Origin of the sequence: Phormidesmis priestleyi ULC007, from assembly GCF_003003695.1 — a bacterium.
GTDB lineage: Bacteria > Cyanobacteriota > Cyanobacteriia > Leptolyngbyales > Leptolyngbyaceae > Phormidesmis_A > Phormidesmis_A priestleyi_A.
Genome location: NZ_PVWG01000006.1, coordinates 126757 through 145446 on the forward strand (window position 1 = coordinate 126757; position 18690 = coordinate 145446).

Consider the following 18690-nt stretch of genomic DNA (forward strand, 5'->3'; position numbering starts at 1 on the left):
TTACTATCGTCCTTTTGCCGAGAGAGTTCGACCTCTACAATAAGGGTAGTTTGTTGGAGAAGGCTGTCATGCTTCAAACCGATCCGCCCCGATCGCCCAAAGACTATTTGCCGACGATGTATGACCTACCCAGCGAGAACCCGGAGGAACCTGGCTTGCCCGACGAGTTTCATTTGCTCCAGCCTCGCCTGCTTGCAGAAACCTTTCTGCCGCCCGACTATCTCAGTGAAGATACATTTACGGGTAGTGATCTCAATCTTTACTATGATGTGCGCCACACAGGTTGGTATGAGCGCCCCGATTGGTTTGGGGTCGTGGGCATTTCTCGACTCTATGAACAGCGCGATTTGCGTCTGAGCTATGTCACTTGGCAAGAAGGGGTCGATCCGATGGTGGTGGTCGAGCTACTTTCACCGGGCACTGAACGAGAAGATTTAGGGCAAACCCTGCGAGATGTTGACCAACCGCCCACTAAATGGGAAGTTTACGAACGAATTCTCCGCATTCCCTACTACATTGTGTTCAACCGCTACAACGATGAGCTACAGGTATTTCGTCTCGAAGGAGGAAGCTATCACATTTTTGAAGCAACGCCACCCCGATTTTGGTTTGAAGAACTGCGATTAGGGCTGGGACTGTGGGAAGGCACTTATCAAGGCATTGAGCGGCACTGGTTGCGCTGGTTCGATGCATTGGGTAATTGGATTCCGACTCCTTTGGAACGGCAAGTCGATCTCGTTGAGCAAGAACGACAACGGACAGAAGAAGAACGACAACGATCGGAACGATTAATCGCCCAGTTACGATCGCTCGGCATCGAACCCGATCTTTAATCAAGCGAGAAATCCTTTAGCGTGGGCACTCCCTCTAAAAAAGATCCCATCAATAACAAGCTCGTTTGGGTGTCGAGGTTTCCTGTGCTTTTGACACCTGACGATCGCTGAAACTCCCGCAAGGCTGATTTGAAATCTTGAGAGTTGGAATTCAAATAGCCCAAGCGCTTGAGATAATCAAGGGCTTGAATGTTCGTCAACAGAAGAATTTCATTAGGTCGAAAAATCGGCACGTATTGCTCTCGCCAAATTTGAGCAAATTCAGTCCGATCGAGCAGGTAAATTCTGCCACTTGAGGGATCGCCGATCGCCGCTTTATTTTCATTCATCGCTAACAGCGCCACCGCATGAGAGAGTTTGCGATGGCCGTCGATCAGCCAAACCCCCAACACACCCGGACGGTTAATTTGGCGCATTTGCTCCCAGGTGGGCGAGAGTTCAACACCGTTTAGACCCAATTTACGGGCTGCCACAATCAGTTGCGGCATCGTTGTGCCCATGCGACTCGTGCCTGCCAGCTTTGCGACACTGGTTTCGGTGGCTTCTTTGAGTTCCCATCGCTGCAAAACCGTTGCTAAAGCCGACGGCGCACAGCTACTCATCGAGGTTTGCTTAAAGACTCCGTTGGGCTGCAAGTTGTTGAACAGATCACGGTAAATCGGAGTCAAGAAATAAGCTTCGGTTGTGGTGAATCCGCCGACTCCGATCGCGCCAAGCAGCAGCACCGTCAGAATTTGTTTACGAGCGGTTTTCGCCACGATCGTCAACGCCACCCCGCAAAACCCGATCAGCATCACCCGCATAATTGTCCAGGTGGTTTGCATCCCATAAACGCGCCAGGTCAGCGGAAAGATCTGCATCTGAGGAATGTTGAGCGCCAGAATCAGAAAGGTGACATAGATGCCGATAAACAGCAGCGCGATCGCATTTTGACCTTTAAATAAATCGTTTGCCGTTGCCCCGCGCCGCAGCAATAATCGCCCAACCCTATTTCCTCCTCGAAAGCATAAGATGCCTAACCCGACCGTCACGAGCGCTTCTACCAGCATCCATCGTTTTTGTAGCAACAACTGCCAGTCTAACCTTGGCGATCGTGAATTAAATAAACGTCAGTTCGACGAGTTTTTTCGCTTCGTCAAGCGCGGCTTCTGCTCCCTAAATTCCCCATTCGGGGGGACTTTGAACCGGAATCTTGGCTTGAAGTCCCCCAGTTTTGGGGATTTAGGGGGCAGCCCAGATTGGCAACCGTAGCGAAAAGCTTCATCGAATTCACGTTAAATAAAGCAGAAATCTGTGTAAGGGCATGGCACTGCCGAGTCCATTAGCGTCCACCGAACCCATCTGAATCGAAAACCGCTCAATTCCTGGCATAATGGGAAAGTTTTCACGATTTGTCAGAAAAACCTGTGATTCTAAAGCACTGAGTTGCTGACGATCGTTAAACTTAAACTCATAAAGATCCCTCATCCTTCATCCTTTGCCATGCGTAGCTACTATTGCGGTCAACTCCGAGCCAGCCACATTGGAGAAACAGTGACCCTTTATGGATGGGTCGATCGTCGTCGGGATCATGGGTATGTGATTTTCGTCGATTTGCGCGATCGCAGTGGCACTGTTCAGATCGTTAGCGACCCCGAACGAACTCCGGGTTCTTATCAACATGCAGGCGATCTGCGAAACGAATACGTCATCAAAATTGTGGGTCGCGTCACCAAGCGTCCTGATGAGTCGTTAAACTCTAAAATTGCGACAGGCGAAATCGAAATTTATGCAGACGAGATTGAAATTCTCAACGCTGTTCGTAAACAATTGCCGTTTCAAGTCTCGATGTCTGATAACGAAACGGTGCGAGAAGATTTACGCCTAAAATATCGCTATTTGGATTTGCGCCGAGAGCGGATGAGTCGCAACTTACAATTGCGTCATCAAGTGACTAAATCGATTCGTCGCTATCTCGAAGATGCTGAAGGGTTTATCGAAGTCGAAACGCCAATTTTGACGCGATCGACTCCCGAAGGTGCCAGAGATTATCTTGTTCCGTCGCGGGTGAATCCGGGTGAATGGTTTGCGCTGCCCCAGTCGCCGCAGTTGTTTAAGCAGATTCTCATGGTGTCGGGCTTTGATCGCTATTATCAAATCGCTCGCTGTTTTCGCGATGAAGATTTGAGAGCCGATCGTCAACCCGAATTTACTCAATTAGACATGGAAATGAGTTTCATGTCACAAGAAGAAATCATTCAACTGAACGAGGGTTTAGTCAGCCACATCTTCAAAACTATTAAAGGTGTTGAGATTCCGACCCCGTTTCCGCAGTTGACTTATGCAGAGGCGATGGATCGTTATGGCTCTGACAAACCCGACACACGCTACGGCTTAGAGTTGGTAGATGTATCGGATATTCTCAAAAATTCTGGCTTTAAAGTCTTTGCTGATTCGGTCGCGAAGGGTGGCATTGTCAAAATTCTGCCGATTCCGGGTGGAAATGATGCCGTTTCTAATGTGCGAATTAAGCCGGGTGGAGACTTGTTTAAAGAAGCCGCAGAAGCCGGAGCGCGAGGATTAGCTTATATTCGAGTCCGTGAAGATGGCGAGATCGACACGATCGGAGCCATCAAAGACAACCTGACCGACGAGCAAAAACAAGAGCTTCTCAGTCGCACCGGAGCCAAACCCGGACACCTGCTCTTGTTTGGAGCAGGAGACACGATCACGGTGAATAAAACGCTCGATCGTCTCCGTCAAGCCCTAGCACGCGAACTCGGACTGATCGACCCTGACAAAACTAACTTGCTCTGGGTGACAGACTTCCCGATGTTTGAGTGGAACGCTGACGAGAAGCGACTCGAAGCATTACACCATCCCTTCACCGCGCCCAAGCCCGAAGAGGCACACGACCTTAAAACGGCTCATGCTCAAGCGTATGACTTAGTGTTTAACGGCTTTGAAGTTGGCGGCGGCAGTGTGCGGATTTACCAGTCCGATTTGCAAGCAAAAGTGTTTGAAACGATCGGGCTATCAATCGAAGAAGCTCACAACAAATTCGGCTTTTTGTTAGAAGCGTTTGAGTATGGCACACCTCCGCATGGTGGCATCGCTTATGGACTCGATCGCTGGGTGATGTTGCTAGCAGGTGAAGAATCGATTCGCGATGCGATCGCGTTTCCCAAGACTCAGCAAGCTCGATGTCTGCTCACCAATGCGCCTTCTAGCGTCGATGACAAGCAACTCAAAGAGTTATATGTCACTTCAACTCATAAACCCAAACCTGGAGCGTCTTAGGAGCGCGGATTCAATAGAGACGCGCTGTGTTCCAGTCCTTTCAGCCCCCTAAATCCCCCATTTTGGGGACTTTGAACAGATCTAGTTCCCCCAGAATTGGGGGTCAGGGGGCGTATTTATACATTCAGCAACGCCAAGTAGGTTTCTCTAGATTTCACCCTGACATCTCCAGCAAGATTTAGCACAATAGTCTTATGCTTGAGATCATTTTGATTTGCGCGATCGGGCTAATTCCGCCACTTCTGTCTTTCGTGTTTTTTAGAAAGATGCAGATGAGGGCACAAGCTCGTTTACGCAATGCCATGCAAGCCGCAGAGCGCAGACAAATTCAGCGTTTGTTGTCATTGCCTGCTGATTATCACTACATCGAAGGCGTAGGTGCCCTAATTGGGGATTCTACCTGTCGATATAATGCCCGTTCTGCTCAAATTCGCTGTGCAGTTAATCCGTCTGGACCCTGTGAGGAGTGCCCTTATTATGAGTCTTCATCCCCTACAAACCCCTCATAGTGGCTATCACTGGAATGGGAGCAGTCGTCTATTTTTTGAAGGTTGGTATTACCGCGTCACACTGCCCGATTGTGGTCAGACCTTTGCGTTTATGTACTCGATCGAAGACCCCACAGGCAGTCAATCCTATAGTGGGGGTGCCGCTCAAATTCTGGGTGCTAATGATGAGTATCTCTGTCGCACCTTCCCCAATGTGCAGCAGTTTTGGGCATGGCAAGATGCGCTCGGTTTAGGACACTGGGGCAAAACAGACTTGAACCAAACTCCTGAATGTCTGGAGCCGGGGGAGTTCGATCGGCAAATTCAAGAAGGCTATCAGGCGACGGCAACCTGGCATCAAGGCAAACTCTATGAGCCAAACGGCAACTCTGCTGAGTGGCAATATGAGATCACACCTGTGTATGGCTGGGCGAGTGCTGATAATACACAACAGTCAACCGCAGGATGGATGTCTTCGCTACAAATCTTTGAACCCGGTTGGCAAATTTTAATGGCACATGGGTTAGCCACTGGCTGGATTGATTGGAACGGGAATCGCTATGAATTTAATAACTTCCCTGCCTACAGTGAAAAGAATTGGGGTGGAGCCTTTCCGCAAAAGTGGTTTTGGTTAAACTGCAACAGTTTCGACAACGAGCCAGATCTCGCACTAACAGCAGGGGGCGGCAAACGCGGCGTGTTGTGGTGGATGGAATCAGTCGCGATGATTGGCATCCACTATCGCAGAAAATTTTATGAATTTGTGCCCTGGAATTCTGAAGTCAGTTGGTCGATCAAACCTTGGGGCGATTGGCAGATGGAGGCGAAAAACTCTGAATACACTATTACCCTGACAGGTAAAACCGATTTGCCGGGAACGCCACTCCGCGCACCGACGGCAAAGGGCTTAATGTTTGTCTGTCGAGATACAATGTTAGGCGCTGCAACTCTAGAGTTGAAGTCACGCCAAAACAATGAATTGATTCTCAAGGCAACGAGTTCTCTTTGCGGTTTAGAAACAGGCGGCAACCCTTGGGATGAGGACTGGGAAGGCAAATGCGGCTGGAGTATCTGACCAAGATGGGATTGCTATAGAATCGTAAGGGACTCATCTACCAGAAAATTTAGTTAACGTCAGTTCGATGAGTTTTCTCGCTTCGTTATTCAGCGCTTCAGCCCCCTAAACCCCCCAAAATTGGGGGACTTTGAACCTCAATTCTGGGCTTGGAGTCCCCCAGAATTGGCGGATTTAGGGGGCAGCCCGGATTGGCAACCGCAGCGAAAAGCTTCATCGAATTCACGTTAATGAGCATTTCTAGACTCGAATCAGTTTCACTCAATAGTTAACCATGTCGTTTGATCCCTCACCGCGATCGTCCATTCCTGCCAACCCGATCACTTCGACTGAAAGCAGTGCTCTGCTTTATGCGTTAGAAGCTGCCGCTATGGTCGCCTACGAATGGAATGTAGTCACCGATGAAGTGAGACGATCGGCGAATGCAGACCGCGTGATCGGATTCGCACCTGGAACGACCGCACAAACGGGATCTGAGTTTTTTGATTTGATTCATCCCGATGATCGCGATCGCGTTTTTAATCAAATTCAGATCGCGTTAATTGCCGGAACAGAATATCGATCGGAGTTTCGATTAGTCTGCCCAGACGGACAGACTCGCTGGATGCAAGATCGCGGACAGCCGAGTTTTGATGCCAGCCAAGGGCAATGCTTGCGCGGAGTGATCATCGATATCACCGAACGCAAGCGGGCAGAAGAAGCACTGCAAAGCAGCGAAGAGCGATTTCGGTTAGCAACTAACGCAGTTGATGGCATTGTCTTTGAGTGGAATCTGCAAACGGGGCAAGTCTATCGATCGGAGGGACTATTTCAACTGATTGGCGTATCGGTTGAAGATGCAGAGTCCACTCAACAGTGGTGGGTAAAGCGCCTTCATCCCGATGATGTTGTCCGTCTGTCAGCCAGCCTTGAATCAACGCTAGCAACCGCCGATCGCTACGAAGGTGAATATCGAGTCCGTCATGCCGATGGGCGCTGGGTCGATGTTTGGGAACGGGGACAGATATTTAGAGATCAGCAGGGAACTGTAGTGCGGATTGTGGGTTTCACCACTGACATTAGCAGCCGCAAACAAACTGAAGCCGCCCTGAGCGAGAGCGAAGCCCGTTATCGAGTTTTGGCAGAAGCGATTCCGCAATTTGTATGGATTACGACCTCTGAGGGGCGGAACGAGTATGTAAATCGGCAGTTTTGCGACTATACCGGGTTGAGCCTTGAGCAACTGCTGAATCTAGATTGGCTGACGATCATTCACCCCGATGATCGCGATCGCACCCGCGATCGCTGGCTATCGTCTGTTAAAAGCGGTGATTTCTATGAAATCGAATACCGTTTTCGACGGGCTGATGGCGAATTTCGTTGGTTTTTGGGTCAGGGCATTCCGCTTAAGAATGAACAGGGGCAAGTGATTAAATGGTTTGGCACCTGTACAGATATTGATTCGCAAAAACAGATTGAATCGGAGCGAATGCAGTTGTTGCAACACGCGCAAGTTGCCCGCGAAGCAGCCGAACGCGCAAACTGCATCAAAGACGAGTTTCTCGCGGTTTTGTCTCACGAGTTGCGAACGCCACTTAACCCGATTTTGGGGTGGTCAAAGATTTTGCTCAACAAGTCACCCGATGCCGACACGCTCCATCGCGGGTTGCAAATCATTGAGCGAAATGCTCAACTTCAAACCCAATTGATCGAAGACTTGCTCGATGTCTCGCGAATTTTGCGCGGCAAGCTGGTGTTAGAAAAGGTTCCGGTTAACTTAAAGCGAGTCATTGAGGCGGCGATCGAGACCGTGCATCTAGCCGCGATCGCTAAAAATATCCAGATTCAGCCTCACTTCAAGGTCGCAGATCTCTACGTCAGAGGTGATGTCGGACGACTTCAGCAGATTGTGTGGAACTTGCTATCAAATGCAGTCAAATTTACACCTGAAGGGGGGCGAGTTGAGGTGCATTTAAGTCAGCGAGACTCTCAGGTCGAAATTCAAACGATCGACACGGGATCAGGCATCAGCGCTGAGTTTCTGCCCAACGTGTTTGAGCGCTTTCGTCAAGCCGACTCGACGACCACCCGCAGATTTGGCGGATTAGGCTTAGGGCTGGCGATCGTCCGTCAACTCGTCGAACTCCACGGCGGCACGATTCGAGCAGACAGCGCTGGAGAAGGGCAAGGCGCAACCTTTACCGTCCGATTGCCACGGCTAATGATTGACTCGACTCAGCTAAATGAGCGCGATCGTGAGTCGAGTCTCACCGCATCGCTGGCTGGGTTAAGAATTTTAGTCGTTGATGACGATGCCGATTCACGAGAGTTTGTCGCCTTCGTTTTAGAGCAAGAGCAGGCAGACGTGATCGCGCTATCGTCTGCGATCGACGCACTCAAAACCCTCGAACACACCCCAGCAGATCTACTGTTGAGCGATGTGGGAATGCCAGACATAGACGGTTATCAACTGATGCAGCAGATTCGAGCAAAGCCGCCTGCCCAAGGGGGACAGATTCCGGCGATCGCACTCACTGCTTACGCTGGAGACTATGACCAAAAACGGGCGCTCACGGCTGGGTTTCAGCAGCACATTTCGAAACCGATCGATCCAGAGATATTGGTGCAAGCGATCATGGATCTAATTCGACCCACTACTGATACCCATTTCGGAGGCAATTGCGACTGATCGTTCAATCTGACGGGGCACGGTATGCCCCTACGCGTCGGATTCTGTTAACGCTGTTGCCAATTCTATTTACCCAACATCTTCACAATGCCGATGCCCCCAAAATAAAGGGCGAGAACGGCTCCTCCTAATAGACTTTGGGTGAACGGATCGGTAGAAGGTGTAATCACAGCCCCCAAAACCGCCGCTCCTAGCAGCACATATTTCCACGCTGCCAGCATAGTCTGAGACGAGACGATCCCCAAAAATCCTAATAGTGCTTGCACCACCGGAATCTGAAATGCCAACCCGGTGCTAAACATTAGCAGCAAGACAAACTCAAAATAGCGATCGATCGACCATGCTTGTTCCACCACGTCTGCCCCGTAGGTGATGAAAAAATTCAGCGCCGCCGGGATCAGGGCGATATAAGAAAACCACAAGCCACCGACAAATAAAACGCTAGAACCGAGTACGATCGGAGCCAAAAAACGCTTCTCTCGCCGGGTTAACCCTGGAATCACAAAGGCAATGATTTGATAGAGCAAAAATGGAGCCGACAGCAGCAAGCCCATATAGCCCGCCACTTTGATCGAGACAAAGAAATATTCCCCCGGTGCAAGCTGAAGAAACTTTACCCCCTGCGCGGGCACTTCTAGCAACTGCACGATCGGCTTCACAAAGGCAAAGCATCCCGCCACCGATGCTGCGATCGCGATCAGAGAATAAAAAATTCGTCGCCGCAATTCTTCGAGGTGATCAAAGAGCGACATCTCTATATCGTCAATGATGTCGTCTTCAGCGATCATCTCCGGCTCTGACGAGGTTTGGCTCACCTCATCGGTGAGGGCAGCATCCTGGGTGATATCGATCTGGGCCGTCGTTTCAAGTTCCGAAGGAGCAGTCATGGGTCAGGCTTCTGTCCAAAGGGTTGTCACTATTGTATCGACCTCAGTCACTTAGGATCGTGAATTAAATAAAGTAGGAATCGGTGTAAGGACATGGCACTGCCGTGCCCATTGACGCTGCAAGTAATCGATATTATTGATCCACGATCTTTTAAGGAGAGATTCTCTCAGTGAGGATCGGCTAAATTTGCTGGGTGAAACCTCTGCTGGTCAAAAGGGGTTGACAAACCTGGGGCAATCTGCGAAATTAAGAAGTGGATTAAATGCGGGTGTGGCTCAGTGGTAGAGCGTCACCTTGCCAAGGTGAATGTCGCGCGTTCGAATCGCGTCACCCGCTTTCTAAAAAAAGTGCTTGTCAGTCTTAGTTCCAAAGACTTTCTAGGCACTTTTTTAATATTTTCTGTCAAGAGCGTTAGGGCTGTAGCGCTTAGTCACGCTGCATCCAGAGATTGCCATCTTGGCGGAGAAGCCACCGTCAGAGTTAAGGTCGGTTCCCTGTGCGAAGTCTACCAACAGTGGAAGTAGTCCGAATCGAGAAATCGCGCAAATTCAAGCCCTTTGATCGCGAGGTCAGGCTCAACTTCGCCGAATGGAGCCAGCAACTCGCCTAAAAGCTCTTTTGTAAACTGATCGTGAGGCTGAGTTGTCATTCAGATTCGGCAACTTTTTTAACGAACTGACGATCGCGAAGCAAATTTCCTTTGTCGCCCTTCCCCGATTTCTTTAACACTTCATCTGCGATCGCATACCACTCGTCTCGCATCGCTTGATCTTTTTCGTCATTGCTTAAGAGCTTGCCTTTTTGATCGGGATATTTGGTGTAAAACTGGTCATTGACAGATCGCACAAAAGCCGCATAATCCAGTCCTAATTCTTGGCAGCGAGTTTCTAAGTCACCGCCTTGAGACTGCTTTGCGGTGGGCTTTGAACCTTGAGCCAGCTTTAACGCGGGCGCAATGCCTGGAACTAACGCTAAAATTTGCGGCACTGCCCACGCCAACAGCGCCATCACCAGACCAAAAATAATCAGTCGATAAATCAGTTGAAAAATTCCCCAAACGGTGAACTTGACGATTCCGAAGACTCCTCGAACGGTGGCTCCGATCAGGTAAGCCGTTCCTTTGACGATCCAGACGGGGATATAGAGGATTGCATCTAGCGGCGATCGTCGATTTTGCTGTAAATTTCCTGAGATGGCTTGTCCAGCAGGATTGCTTCTCACTACAGTAGTGACTCGTCTTCGCCCAACTAACGCTAACGTGTTCTGGTGAGTGAGAGAAGTCGGTGTGACAGCAGGTTGAGCAACCGGAACGGGTTGAATTTTGATCGGCGCAAGAACTGCCAGAACATCGCTTGCAGAGGAATAGCGATCGCTAGGTTTATAGCTCAACAACCGATTGAGAATAGCGGCGACTGCTGGACTGACTGTCACATAGCGCTGCCAGATCCACGTTAACGTGATCGGATCATAAAGTGATTTGGGGTCTCGTCCGGTCAGCAGCACAATGCAAGTGACTGCCAGCGCATACAAATCGCTGCTCGGATTTGCCGTTCCTGCCTGGAGTTGTTCAGGAGACGCATAGCCCGGTTTGCCCACGAGCGTTTGGCTACTAGCGGCGGGTTGCGCGAGCTTGTTTGCCAGCGCTTTGACCACCCCAAAATCAATCAAGACGGGTTGTTGATCGGTCGATCGTAAAATAATATTGTCTGGCGCAATGTCTCGATGCACGATTCCGGCACTGTGAATGTAGGTCAGCACTGGCAAAATTTGATGCAACAATTGCAGGATTTCTGCCTCGCTAAAGCCCTGCCCTGAGCGGGCATCCATCAAAGCTTCACAGGTGGTGCCTTCAATGTAGTCTTGGGCGAGAAATAGGAGTTCTCGATCGAGATAATGCACGCGAAACATTTCTCGAAAGCGCGGAATTTGAGGATGGCGAAGCTGATAAAGCACGCCTGCTTCTCGCGTAAACAAATCTTCTGCCTTTCGCAGATTGGCGGCGCTTTGATCCTGCGGGGCGAATTCTTTGAGCACACAGAACTCATTAAAGCGATTGGTGTCGATCGCCAGATAGGTTCTGCCAAATCCTCCTTGTCCCAACACGCGCTCGATGCGGTATCGGTTTTGAATCACGGTGCCATCAGGAAGCGGTGAGTGCATAGCAGTGGGGCGAACAGATAGTCCAGTATTTTAAGCGATCGACCGGAATTGCGCCCTACAAATTTAGCATCCTCCTCTCGCGAAAGTCAGCCGATTATGGGCAGTTTGGCGATCGGCTCTTTCCGCCTTTCAAACCAGTTGCGCGCCGAATGTTAGACAATCAGTAAAGATAGATTAAGCACAACGTCACCTTTTTAACCCGTGAATCGTCGAGAACTTCTCAAACACCTACTTCAAGCTTCTGGCGGGCTAATTGCAGCTAGCGTGTTAGGCGGCTGTCAGTCAAAGTCGATCGACCCGCTCTTTCTCCTGAGTCTGATCAACCCAGAAACCCCTCTGCCTGATCACCTGATCACGCCACTAGAGGAGTTTTATGTTCAGTCTTATGCGTTGCCTTCCACGGTTAAAGCGGATCAGTGGCAGCTCAAAATTAAAGGAGCCGTCGAAACGCCCTTAACTCTTATGCTTCAAGACGTTTTGCAAGCGCCTCAAGAAGACTTTCACCTGACAATGGAGTGCATCGGCAATCCAGCCGGAGGTAATCTGATCGGCAATGCACTTTGGACGGGAACGCCGCTTCTTCCCTTTTTGAGGCAAGCGGGCGTTCGCTCCGATGTTCAAGAATTTGCTCTAAAAGGGGCTGATTGGTATGAGACGACTCTGCCTGTAGACGATGTAATGCGCGCTGATGTTCGCTTAGTCCATCGCATGAACAAAGAGCCTCTGACGGCTGCTCACGGCTATCCGATGAGACTGATTGTGCCTGGGCACTATGGACAAAAACAGCCTAAATGGATTGTTGAAATTGAGGCAATCACGAAACCAAAAACGGGATTTTGGGAGAATCAGGGCTGGTCAAACACGGCGGAAATTCCGACTCATGCGCTGATGCGGCAGGTGCAAGAGACTCGCGTGTGGAATCGTCAGAATCAAGTCAATGTCAGTCGAGACGGAGATGCAGGTTGGCAAAAAGGAGTCTTGCTTGCAGGCGTTGCGCTCGATCGTTCTAGTTCTATCCAAGCGATCGAGGTCAGTACTGACAATGGCGCTTCTTGGAGTCAAGCCAACCAAAACCGCCCCAACTCGCCCCATGAATGGACATTATGGCGCTATCTTTGGAAACCTCAACAGCCTGGAAAATATACGTTATTGGCGCGGGCAAAGTCCGATCGGCAACAACAGCCGCTAGAAGATGCTAATGGTAAAGATGGCAGTTCGGGAATTCTCAAAATTCAGGTCACATTGCAGACTTGAGGATGCGGACTAAAAATTCTGAGCCTTTATCTGCAAGCGCCTCGTTCACAACTCTTGTAATAAATAAACGTCAGTTCGACGAGTTTTTTCGCTTCGTTGTCAGCGGCTTCTGCCCCCTAAATCCCCCATTCTGGGGGACTTTGAACCGGAAATTTTGGCTTGAAGTCCCCCAAAATTGGGGGATTTAGGGGGCTGCCCGAATTCACAAGCGGAGCGAACTACTTCTGTCGAACTGACGTTAAATAAGCAATTATACTTAATGTCAAAGTCAAGAACTTTATTTGCATGAATTTTGAGAGGCGCTGGAAGAGCAGCTTTTCCAGCAAAAGACTGTAGTTGCGGGATGGTCTGAAAACGGCAATGTAAATCGAGAGTTTCAGCCCTTACTAGAAAAGAACAGTATTTTCATTGATCAGGTACGCTCAATGAAAATACTGAAACCCCAACTTTGCCGGGTCAACGATAATTCTGACGCTACTCAATTGCTTTTCCATCAACAGCAAAGAAGTATAGCTTACTCGTATCCACTCCCAGGCTTAGTCTAGTGTCAGGATGAATGTTGCGAGACGAAGGCACACGGGCAATTAAAACAGAACTCATTTGTTCGTCAGGGTCGTCCCTATTATTAGTAATCGAAACCGCCTGGTTATCCTCGATCGTAAGGGTAGCAGGTGCCTTAGCATAGATGAGCAGTTCATGTCCAAGTGCTTCTAGTGATATGACTTCAACTTGAACGCACTGATCAACCGGAGTATTGGCATCTGGCAGGAAAAATGCTTCTGGACGCAAGCCTGCCAACAGCGGTTGATCATAATAGTGTTCTAAGTTCTGATATCGGTTGACAGTCGAAGAATTGACGATCAAGGGGCGATCGCCCATATTAATCATAAAGGTGCCACTTTCCAGCTTTTGCAACCGAGTGCGAAAGAGGTTCATGGCTGGACTGCCCATAAAACTAGCCACAAAGATATTGGCGGGATGGTCATAAAGGTCTTGCGGGGGCGCAACTTGTTGCAATTCACCTGCCCGCATCACCGCCACACGATCGCCCATTGTCATGGCTTCTACTTGATCATGGGTCACATATACAGTTGTGGTGCCCATTCGTCTTTGTAACATTGTAATATCTGTGCGGATTTGCGATCGCATCTTGGCATCCAGATTAGACAGGGGTTCATCCATCAAAAATACAGCGGGATCTCGAACGATCGCCCGTCCCATCGCGACTCGCTGCCGCTGTCCCCCTGAAAGCTGCTTGGGTTTGCGATCGAGCAGATCCACCAGTCCCAATCGTTCCGCCGCCTCCTGAATTCGAGCTTGCCTCTGGTGTTTGGGGAGTTGCATCATGCGGAGAGGAAATTCTAGATTTTGCCGAACGCTCATGTGGGGGTAGAGGGCGTAATTCTGAAAGACCATCGCCACGTTACGCTGTTGTGGGGTGTTGTCATTGACGATGCGATCGCCAATCATTAATTTGCCTGCTGAGATTTCTTCTAACCCAGCGAGTAACCGGAGTGCTGTGGACTTACCACAGCCAGAAGGGCCTACAAACACGAGAAACTCACCATCCTCGATCTCTAGGCTCAAATCTTTGAGAGCAGTGTAGCCGTTGGGATAAACCTTGAACACATGCTGAAATTTGATAGTTGCCATAATGTTTACTGAGCAGTGAGTAACGTAATTTGATCTAGCGCCGACCGATATCGCTCTTGATTTCCGAGTTGTGAATAAAGCTTTGCTGCCTGTTTGAAGTCAGCGATCGCAGCTTTTTTGTTGCCTTGCTGATCCTGAAGCCGACCTCGGCGATAAAACGCATCTCCGAAGGTGATAGTGCTGCCCCAGCCCTGATTGATTCTAATGGCTTCACTGTAGTCTTTGATTGCCTGTTGAGGCTGTTTCAGTTCCGATTCATAGAGTGCGGCTCGGTTGAAATAAGCCGTAGAAGTGGGTCTAAGCTGAATGGAGCGGGCGAAGTCTTCTAGGGCACCTTGATAGTCTCGCAGAAAGCGTCTTGTGATTCCTCGGTTTGTATACAACGTAGGATTGTTGGGATACCGTTGAATTCCGGCGCTAAATACCTGTGATGCTTTCTGAAAATTGTTTTGTCTGAGTTGAAGAAGCCCTACTGTCACATAGTAACTAATGTGTTGGGCTTGTACTCCGGCTGTGCTGCGCCGTCCTGGAAGGGCATTCATTGCACCGACTGGAACCGCAAAACTGAAATTTGTTCCCGGAGTACCTGACTTAACAATACCGACCACATAGCCATCCTCATTGAGCAAGGGCCCGCCAGAACTGCCAAAGGTAACGGATGCCGTAAATTGAATCAGACCATTTCCATCGATTCGGCTCACGATTCCATCACTAAAGCTTCTCTCTAGTGTTCCAGTTGTCTTAGGGCTTGGATTTCCGATCGCGTACACCTTCTGCCCAATTTGAGGTGGCACAGCTTGAATTTTCAAGCTTGGAAGCGGCTTCTTCGGCTGGATTTGAATCATTGCTAAATCAACATTAGGATTGCGAGACACGACAGTGCCCTGATAAACTGAGCCGTCTGCTAACTTAATCCAAACCTGTCGGTTATTTCCAACAACGTGTTGACTAGTCAGAATCAAACCTTTGGGGTTCAGAACAACCCCGCTTCCGAGATTGAATGACTTGCCGTTTGGTGCTGCTATTACAGCAACCGCAGGGCTAGATCGTTGATAGATTGTGACTGGATCAAGTGCGAAAGCGAGATGAGTGACCCCTAGCGCGATCGCAACAGAATTCAAAACAGTAACAGTTTTTGCAAGGAGTTTCATAGCAGTTCACCAAAATTTTGATTAGATTTTTAGCCTTTTGTTCCGGTTGAGGCAACGCCTTTAACAAACCATTTTTGGAACAGCAAGAACACCACGAGAATGGGAGCGACCATCATCACACCAAAGCTCATGATGTCGCCCCACTGAATCGGGGGCAACGTTTGAAAGGTTGCGATCGCGAGTGGCAACGGACGAACTTTCTCATCGATCGTAATCATCAGTGCCCATAAAAAAGACCTCCACTCTGATAAGAAGGTGAGAATTGCAACCGTCGCAAACACAGGTTTTGATACTGGCACGATGATCTCGACGAAAGTTTGGAACGGACTCGCACCATCCACACGAGCGGCTTCTTCTAACTCTTTGGGCAAATCAGCAAAAAAGGTATAAAACAGGTAAATCGAGAACGCATTCGCAATAAATGGCACAATTTGAGCCGTGTAGGTATTTCGCAAGCCAAGAAAAGTAAATTGGAAAAATAGGGGAACTGCGATCGCTTCAAACGGAAGAATCATTAATGCAATGACGATCAGCAATAATAGCGATCGTCCTCGCCAACGCAATCGCGCAAACGCATATCCTGCTAGCGAGTTGACGATCAAACCTAATAATACGATCGTGCTGTTAATGAACAGCGAGTTAAAGAAAAACCGCTCAAACTTGACTCGTTCAAACACATCCCGATAGTTCTGAAGCGAAGTCTGCTGCGGAATGAATGCCTTGAGTGTGCTTGCTTGGGATAAAACTAGCTCATCAGGTTTGAGACTTCCAACAATCATAAACAGGATGGGCGCAATGAAGAGAAATGCGATGAACGTCAGTAAAAGGTAGCTTGCTATCTTTCTAAACCATTGCTGATTCGATTGCTTTGACATCCACTGAGTTGAATTCAAATCATTCATAAAATTAATTCCTTAAATTGTGATGCCTGGCTTGCTGCCCTCCTCACGAAGTGGGGCGAAGTATTTATGCAGGAAGTCTAATTAATATTCACTCGATCGTTCTTTCTTCTTGAACTAACAGCCGTTGCAACAAAGTAATCACTAACACGATCAGAAAGAACGTCACTGTGATGGCTGATCCCTTTGCCATTTTTTGCTGATCAAACGCCGCCTTAATCGCTTCATTCATTACAGTTGTTGTTGCATCACCCGGCCCGCCGTTCGTCATAATTCGCACTGAGTCAAATAGGCGAAACGATAGAATTGTCGTGACCAACACCACAAAGATGAGTGTGTTCCGAAGTTGAGGGAGCGTAATGTAGCGGAATTGATTCCAGCGATCGCTCCCATCCACACGAGCCGCTTCATAGAGTGAGATTGGAATTGACTGCAATCCCGCCAGCACAATCACCATTTGAAAGCCAACGCCTTGCCAGATTGATAACAGCATCAGAGCGGGTAGAGCCAGGGCAGGATCATGCAGGAAGTCTCTAGGTTGCCAAAAACCAAGCGTCATAAACTTGAGGAACGCATTCATCATGCCATCAGCACCAGGGGCATAAATAATCGTCCAGATCACGGATACGAGTGCCATCGGAAAGACAACGGGCATGAAAAATAGGGTGCGAAAGACTGCCATGCCTTTAAGTGGACGGTTGAGCAGCAAAGCTAACCCCAAGGCTAATGTGGTTTGTATCGGCACAACCACTAACGCAAAGAGAGCATTGTTGAGTAGAGCCTGACGGAAGCTAGGATCGAGCCAAATCCGTCGATATTGCTCAAATCCCCAGAATTGAATGGGTAAAGGCGAACCCAGTCTTAGATTTGTAAACGAAAGCACCAACGCTAACGCAAATGGCAAGACGACAAATAGAAATAATCCGGTTAGTGCAGGAGCCGCCATACTAATTGCAACGCGAGTATCATCGTTGAGTTTTCGTGTTTTCTGCTCGATCATGGTTCTCAGATTTAGAGGAAGTTAATCCAAAAATGGGAAGATAAGACACTGAATGAACGTCTGGGTAGCCCTGATTGTCTTGAAGGTCGATCGCGATCGCAGTTGCCGCTTTATCTAAAGTGGTCTTCACATCTAACCCATTACGAATATCTGCAAAGGCTTGCTCGAAGGTCGATGTAATCACCGGATAAGCAGGCGTTTGAGGACGAGAAACCGTTTGTCCTGCTAGCAATTGAGACGAGAATAAGGAAAGAGGCCCGCCTTTAGCATAGAGTTTGGATTGTGCAGTTGCACGTTTCGTTCCTGGGACTGCACTGTTTGCGGTTGCGATCGCTAACACTTCGTCAGGCTGTAATAAAAATTCTAGGAATCGTGCCGCCACTTTGGGTTGCTTACTATTAGTGGTAATGCCCCAACTCCAAGAACCTTGAGCCGTTTTTGAGCCGTTTCCAAAGTTAGGCAGCGGCAACAACACTAAGTCATTTCCGGCGGCTTTGGCGTAAGTCTGATAGTCCCAGTGTCCGCCCCAGGCCAGCGCAACTCGACCACTCGCAAAAGACGCATCATCCACGTTGGGATCGACATAGCCTTTCTGAATCCAGCCCTGGATCTGCTGCATCGCAAACACAGCCGATGAACTGTTTAAGAAGCGATCGACAGATGGCTGATCAACCCGTCCCCCCGCAGAGTAGATTAGAGGTAAGAATGCGTAACTGTACCACTCACCACGAGAATTTAGTTTCAAGTCGAGAACTTGCCGATCGGGATCTTGTTTAGCAAGAGCAACCAGAACTTGGTTAAATTCCTGAGCCGTCCAAGCATCCTGATTGCCCTTGGGAATCCGAACACCAGCGGCTTCAAGGCGGCTCCGACGAGCATAAAGTCCTAACCCAGAATCGAAGGTGCCAACGGAGTATAAACGCCCCTTATATGTTCCTTGATTAAGGATTGAGGGTAACAAATCTTGCTGGATTTGCGGCGAGAGTAAGGGATCGATCGCAATGAGATTTCCTTGCCAAATGTAGTTATAGACTGAAGGCCCATCAAGTTCAACTACATCCGGTAAATCTTTTGAGACCGATGCAGACTGAAGTTGAGCATTGTATGAACCTTCAGGAATAAAAGTGAGCGCTACTTTGGCTTCGGTTTGCGATGCATTGAAGCGATCGACCTGTTGTTCGATCGTCTGTCGCTCTGCGGCTTGACCCGTGTGAACCCAAACTTGAATAGTGCCCTCTTGAGTCGCGTTACTCCTGCACCCACTAAGGCACAGGAGTAACGGTGTGAGTATACTCAGTCGGCGCAGGATTTGAATCATGATTCTGTGTCCTTATCCTGGGTG

15 protein-coding genes, 1 tRNA gene and 1 pseudogene are annotated in these 18690 nt (G+C 49.0%); 7 read left to right on the forward strand and 10 right to left on the reverse strand.

Going from position 1 to position 18690, the window contains the following annotated elements:
- Positions 1-68: 68 nt before the first annotated feature.
- Positions 69-833 (forward strand): Uma2 family endonuclease, encoded by a 765-nt coding sequence (locus tag C7B65_RS07960; RefSeq protein ID WP_073070284.1) that lies wholly within the window; start codon positions 69-71, stop codon positions 831-833.
- Here the strand turns inward: C7B65_RS07960 and C7B65_RS07965 are convergent.
- Together C7B65_RS07965 and C7B65_RS07970 are read right to left on the reverse strand one after the other, a co-directional pair.
- On the reverse strand, positions 830-1903 hold the full coding sequence (locus C7B65_RS07965) for a cysteine peptidase family C39 domain-containing protein (protein WP_219898434.1): 1074 nt from the start codon (positions 1901-1903) through the stop codon (positions 830-832). The genes C7B65_RS07960 and C7B65_RS07965 overlap by 4 nt on opposite strands.
- 199 nt (positions 1904-2102) lie before the next feature.
- Complete coding sequence (locus C7B65_RS07970; protein WP_106253970.1) at positions 2103-2300, reverse strand: hypothetical protein; 198 nt, start codon at positions 2298-2300, stop codon at positions 2103-2105.
- Positions 2301-2315: 15 nt separating this feature from the next.
- On the opposite strand from C7B65_RS07970, the gene aspS reads away from it, so the two are divergent.
- The 4 genes and pseudogenes from aspS to C7B65_RS07990 all read left to right on the forward strand — a co-directional run bounded on the left by aspS (position 2316) and on the right by C7B65_RS07990 (position 8343).
- The gene (aspS, locus tag C7B65_RS07975) at positions 2316-4112 is read left to right on the forward strand and encodes an aspartate--tRNA ligase (protein ID WP_073070287.1); all 1797 of its coding nucleotides are present in this window, start codon (positions 2316-2318) and stop codon (positions 4110-4112) included.
- 194 nt (positions 4113-4306) lie between these two features.
- Positions 4307-4621, forward strand: coding sequence for a DUF6464 family protein (locus C7B65_RS07980; protein ID WP_073070288.1), 315 nt, complete (start codon positions 4307-4309; stop codon positions 4619-4621).
- Positions 4590-5615 (forward strand): annotated as a pseudogene (locus tag C7B65_RS07985) (tocopherol cyclase family protein); the annotation flags it as partial. The gene C7B65_RS07980 and the pseudogene C7B65_RS07985, both read left to right, overlap by 32 nt.
- A gap of 334 nt (positions 5616-5949) precedes the next feature.
- Positions 5950-8343 carry a hybrid sensor histidine kinase/response regulator gene (locus C7B65_RS07990; RefSeq protein ID WP_073070290.1) on the forward strand — a complete coding sequence of 798 codons (2394 nt, stop codon included), beginning with the start codon at positions 5950-5952 and terminating at the stop codon, positions 8341-8343.
- 65 nt (positions 8344-8408) lie between these two features.
- Here the strand turns inward: C7B65_RS07990 and tatC are convergent, their stop codons facing one another.
- A complete protein-coding gene (gene tatC, locus C7B65_RS07995) occupies positions 8409-9230 on the reverse strand; it encodes a twin-arginine translocase subunit TatC (RefSeq protein WP_073070291.1) in 822 nt (273 codons plus the stop codon).
- 265 nt (positions 9231-9495) lie between these two features.
- On the opposite strand from tatC, the gene C7B65_RS08000 reads away from it, so the two are divergent.
- A tRNA-Gly gene (locus C7B65_RS08000) sits at positions 9496-9567 on the forward strand.
- 169 nt (positions 9568-9736) lie between these two features.
- On the opposite strand, the gene C7B65_RS27745 is transcribed toward C7B65_RS08000, so the two are convergent.
- Together C7B65_RS27745 and C7B65_RS08005 are read right to left on the reverse strand one after the other, a co-directional pair.
- The gene (locus C7B65_RS27745; protein ID WP_181314364.1) at positions 9737-9880 is read right to left on the reverse strand and encodes a hypothetical protein; all 144 of its coding nucleotides are present in this window, start codon (positions 9878-9880) and stop codon (positions 9737-9739) included.
- Positions 9877-11391, reverse strand: a complete 1515-nt coding sequence (locus tag C7B65_RS08005) for a serine/threonine-protein kinase (RefSeq protein WP_073070292.1) — start codon at positions 11389-11391, stop codon at positions 9877-9879. The genes C7B65_RS27745 and C7B65_RS08005 overlap by 4 nt, the downstream gene beginning before the upstream one ends.
- Before the next feature lie 201 nt (positions 11392-11592).
- Between C7B65_RS08005 and C7B65_RS08010 the strand changes: the two genes are divergently transcribed.
- Complete coding sequence (locus C7B65_RS08010) at positions 11593-12645, forward strand: molybdopterin-dependent oxidoreductase (RefSeq protein WP_083582759.1); 1053 nt, start codon at positions 11593-11595, stop codon at positions 12643-12645.
- Between the two features lie 474 nt (positions 12646-13119).
- On the opposite strand, the gene C7B65_RS29210 is transcribed toward C7B65_RS08010, so the two are convergent.
- From C7B65_RS29210 to C7B65_RS08035, 5 genes are all read right to left on the reverse strand, one after another.
- Positions 13120-14298, reverse strand: coding sequence for an ABC transporter ATP-binding protein (locus C7B65_RS29210; RefSeq protein WP_073070293.1), 1179 nt, complete (start codon positions 14296-14298; stop codon positions 13120-13122).
- Between the two features lie 5 nt (positions 14299-14303).
- On the reverse strand, positions 14304-15449 hold the full coding sequence (locus tag C7B65_RS08020) for a trypsin-like peptidase domain-containing protein (protein ID WP_073070294.1): 1146 nt from the start codon (positions 15447-15449) through the stop codon (positions 14304-14306).
- Between the two features lie 29 nt (positions 15450-15478).
- A complete protein-coding gene (locus C7B65_RS08025) occupies positions 15479-16351 on the reverse strand; it encodes a carbohydrate ABC transporter permease (RefSeq protein WP_083582760.1) in 873 nt (290 codons plus the stop codon).
- Between the two features lie 88 nt (positions 16352-16439).
- A complete protein-coding gene (locus tag C7B65_RS08030; RefSeq protein WP_073070295.1) occupies positions 16440-17348 on the reverse strand; it encodes a carbohydrate ABC transporter permease in 909 nt (302 codons plus the stop codon).
- The gene (locus C7B65_RS08035) at positions 17314-18666 is read right to left on the reverse strand and encodes an ABC transporter substrate-binding protein (protein ID WP_073070296.1); all 1353 of its coding nucleotides are present in this window, start codon (positions 18664-18666) and stop codon (positions 17314-17316) included. The genes C7B65_RS08030 and C7B65_RS08035 overlap by 35 nt, the downstream gene beginning before the upstream one ends.
- Positions 18667-18690 lie beyond the last annotated feature (24 nt).

Coding starts and splice junctions, on each gene's coding strand:
- C7B65_RS08035 (WP_073070296.1), bottom strand. CDS start 18,666: ATGATTCAAATCCTGCGCCGACTGAGTATACTCACACCGTTACTCCTG.
- C7B65_RS07980 (WP_073070288.1), top strand. CDS start 4,307: ATGCTTGAGATCATTTTGATTTGCGCGATCGGGCTAATTCCGCCACTT.
- C7B65_RS29210 (WP_073070293.1), bottom strand. CDS start 14,298: ATGGCAACTATCAAATTTCAGCATGTGTTCAAGGTTTATCCCAACGGC.
- C7B65_RS27745 (WP_181314364.1), bottom strand. CDS start 9,880: ATGACAACTCAGCCTCACGATCAGTTTACAAAAGAGCTTTTAGGCGAG.
- C7B65_RS08025 (WP_083582760.1), bottom strand. CDS start 16,351: ATGAATGATTTGAATTCAACTCAGTGGATGTCAAAGCAATCGAATCAG.
- C7B65_RS08020 (WP_073070294.1), bottom strand. CDS start 15,449: ATGAAACTCCTTGCAAAAACTGTTACTGTTTTGAATTCTGTTGCGATC.
- tatC (WP_073070291.1), bottom strand. CDS start 9,230: ATGACTGCTCCTTCGGAACTTGAAACGACGGCCCAGATCGATATCACC.
- aspS (WP_073070287.1), top strand. CDS start 2,316: ATGCGTAGCTACTATTGCGGTCAACTCCGAGCCAGCCACATTGGAGAA.
- C7B65_RS07960 (WP_073070284.1), top strand. CDS start 69: ATGCTTCAAACCGATCCGCCCCGATCGCCCAAAGACTATTTGCCGACG.
- C7B65_RS07990 (WP_073070290.1), top strand. CDS start 5,950: ATGTCGTTTGATCCCTCACCGCGATCGTCCATTCCTGCCAACCCGATC.
- C7B65_RS08005 (WP_073070292.1), bottom strand. CDS start 11,391: ATGCACTCACCGCTTCCTGATGGCACCGTGATTCAAAACCGATACCGC.
- C7B65_RS07970 (WP_106253970.1), bottom strand. CDS start 2,300: ATGAGGGATCTTTATGAGTTTAAGTTTAACGATCGTCAGCAACTCAGT.
- C7B65_RS08030 (WP_073070295.1), bottom strand. CDS start 17,348: ATGATCGAGCAGAAAACACGAAAACTCAACGATGATACTCGCGTTGCA.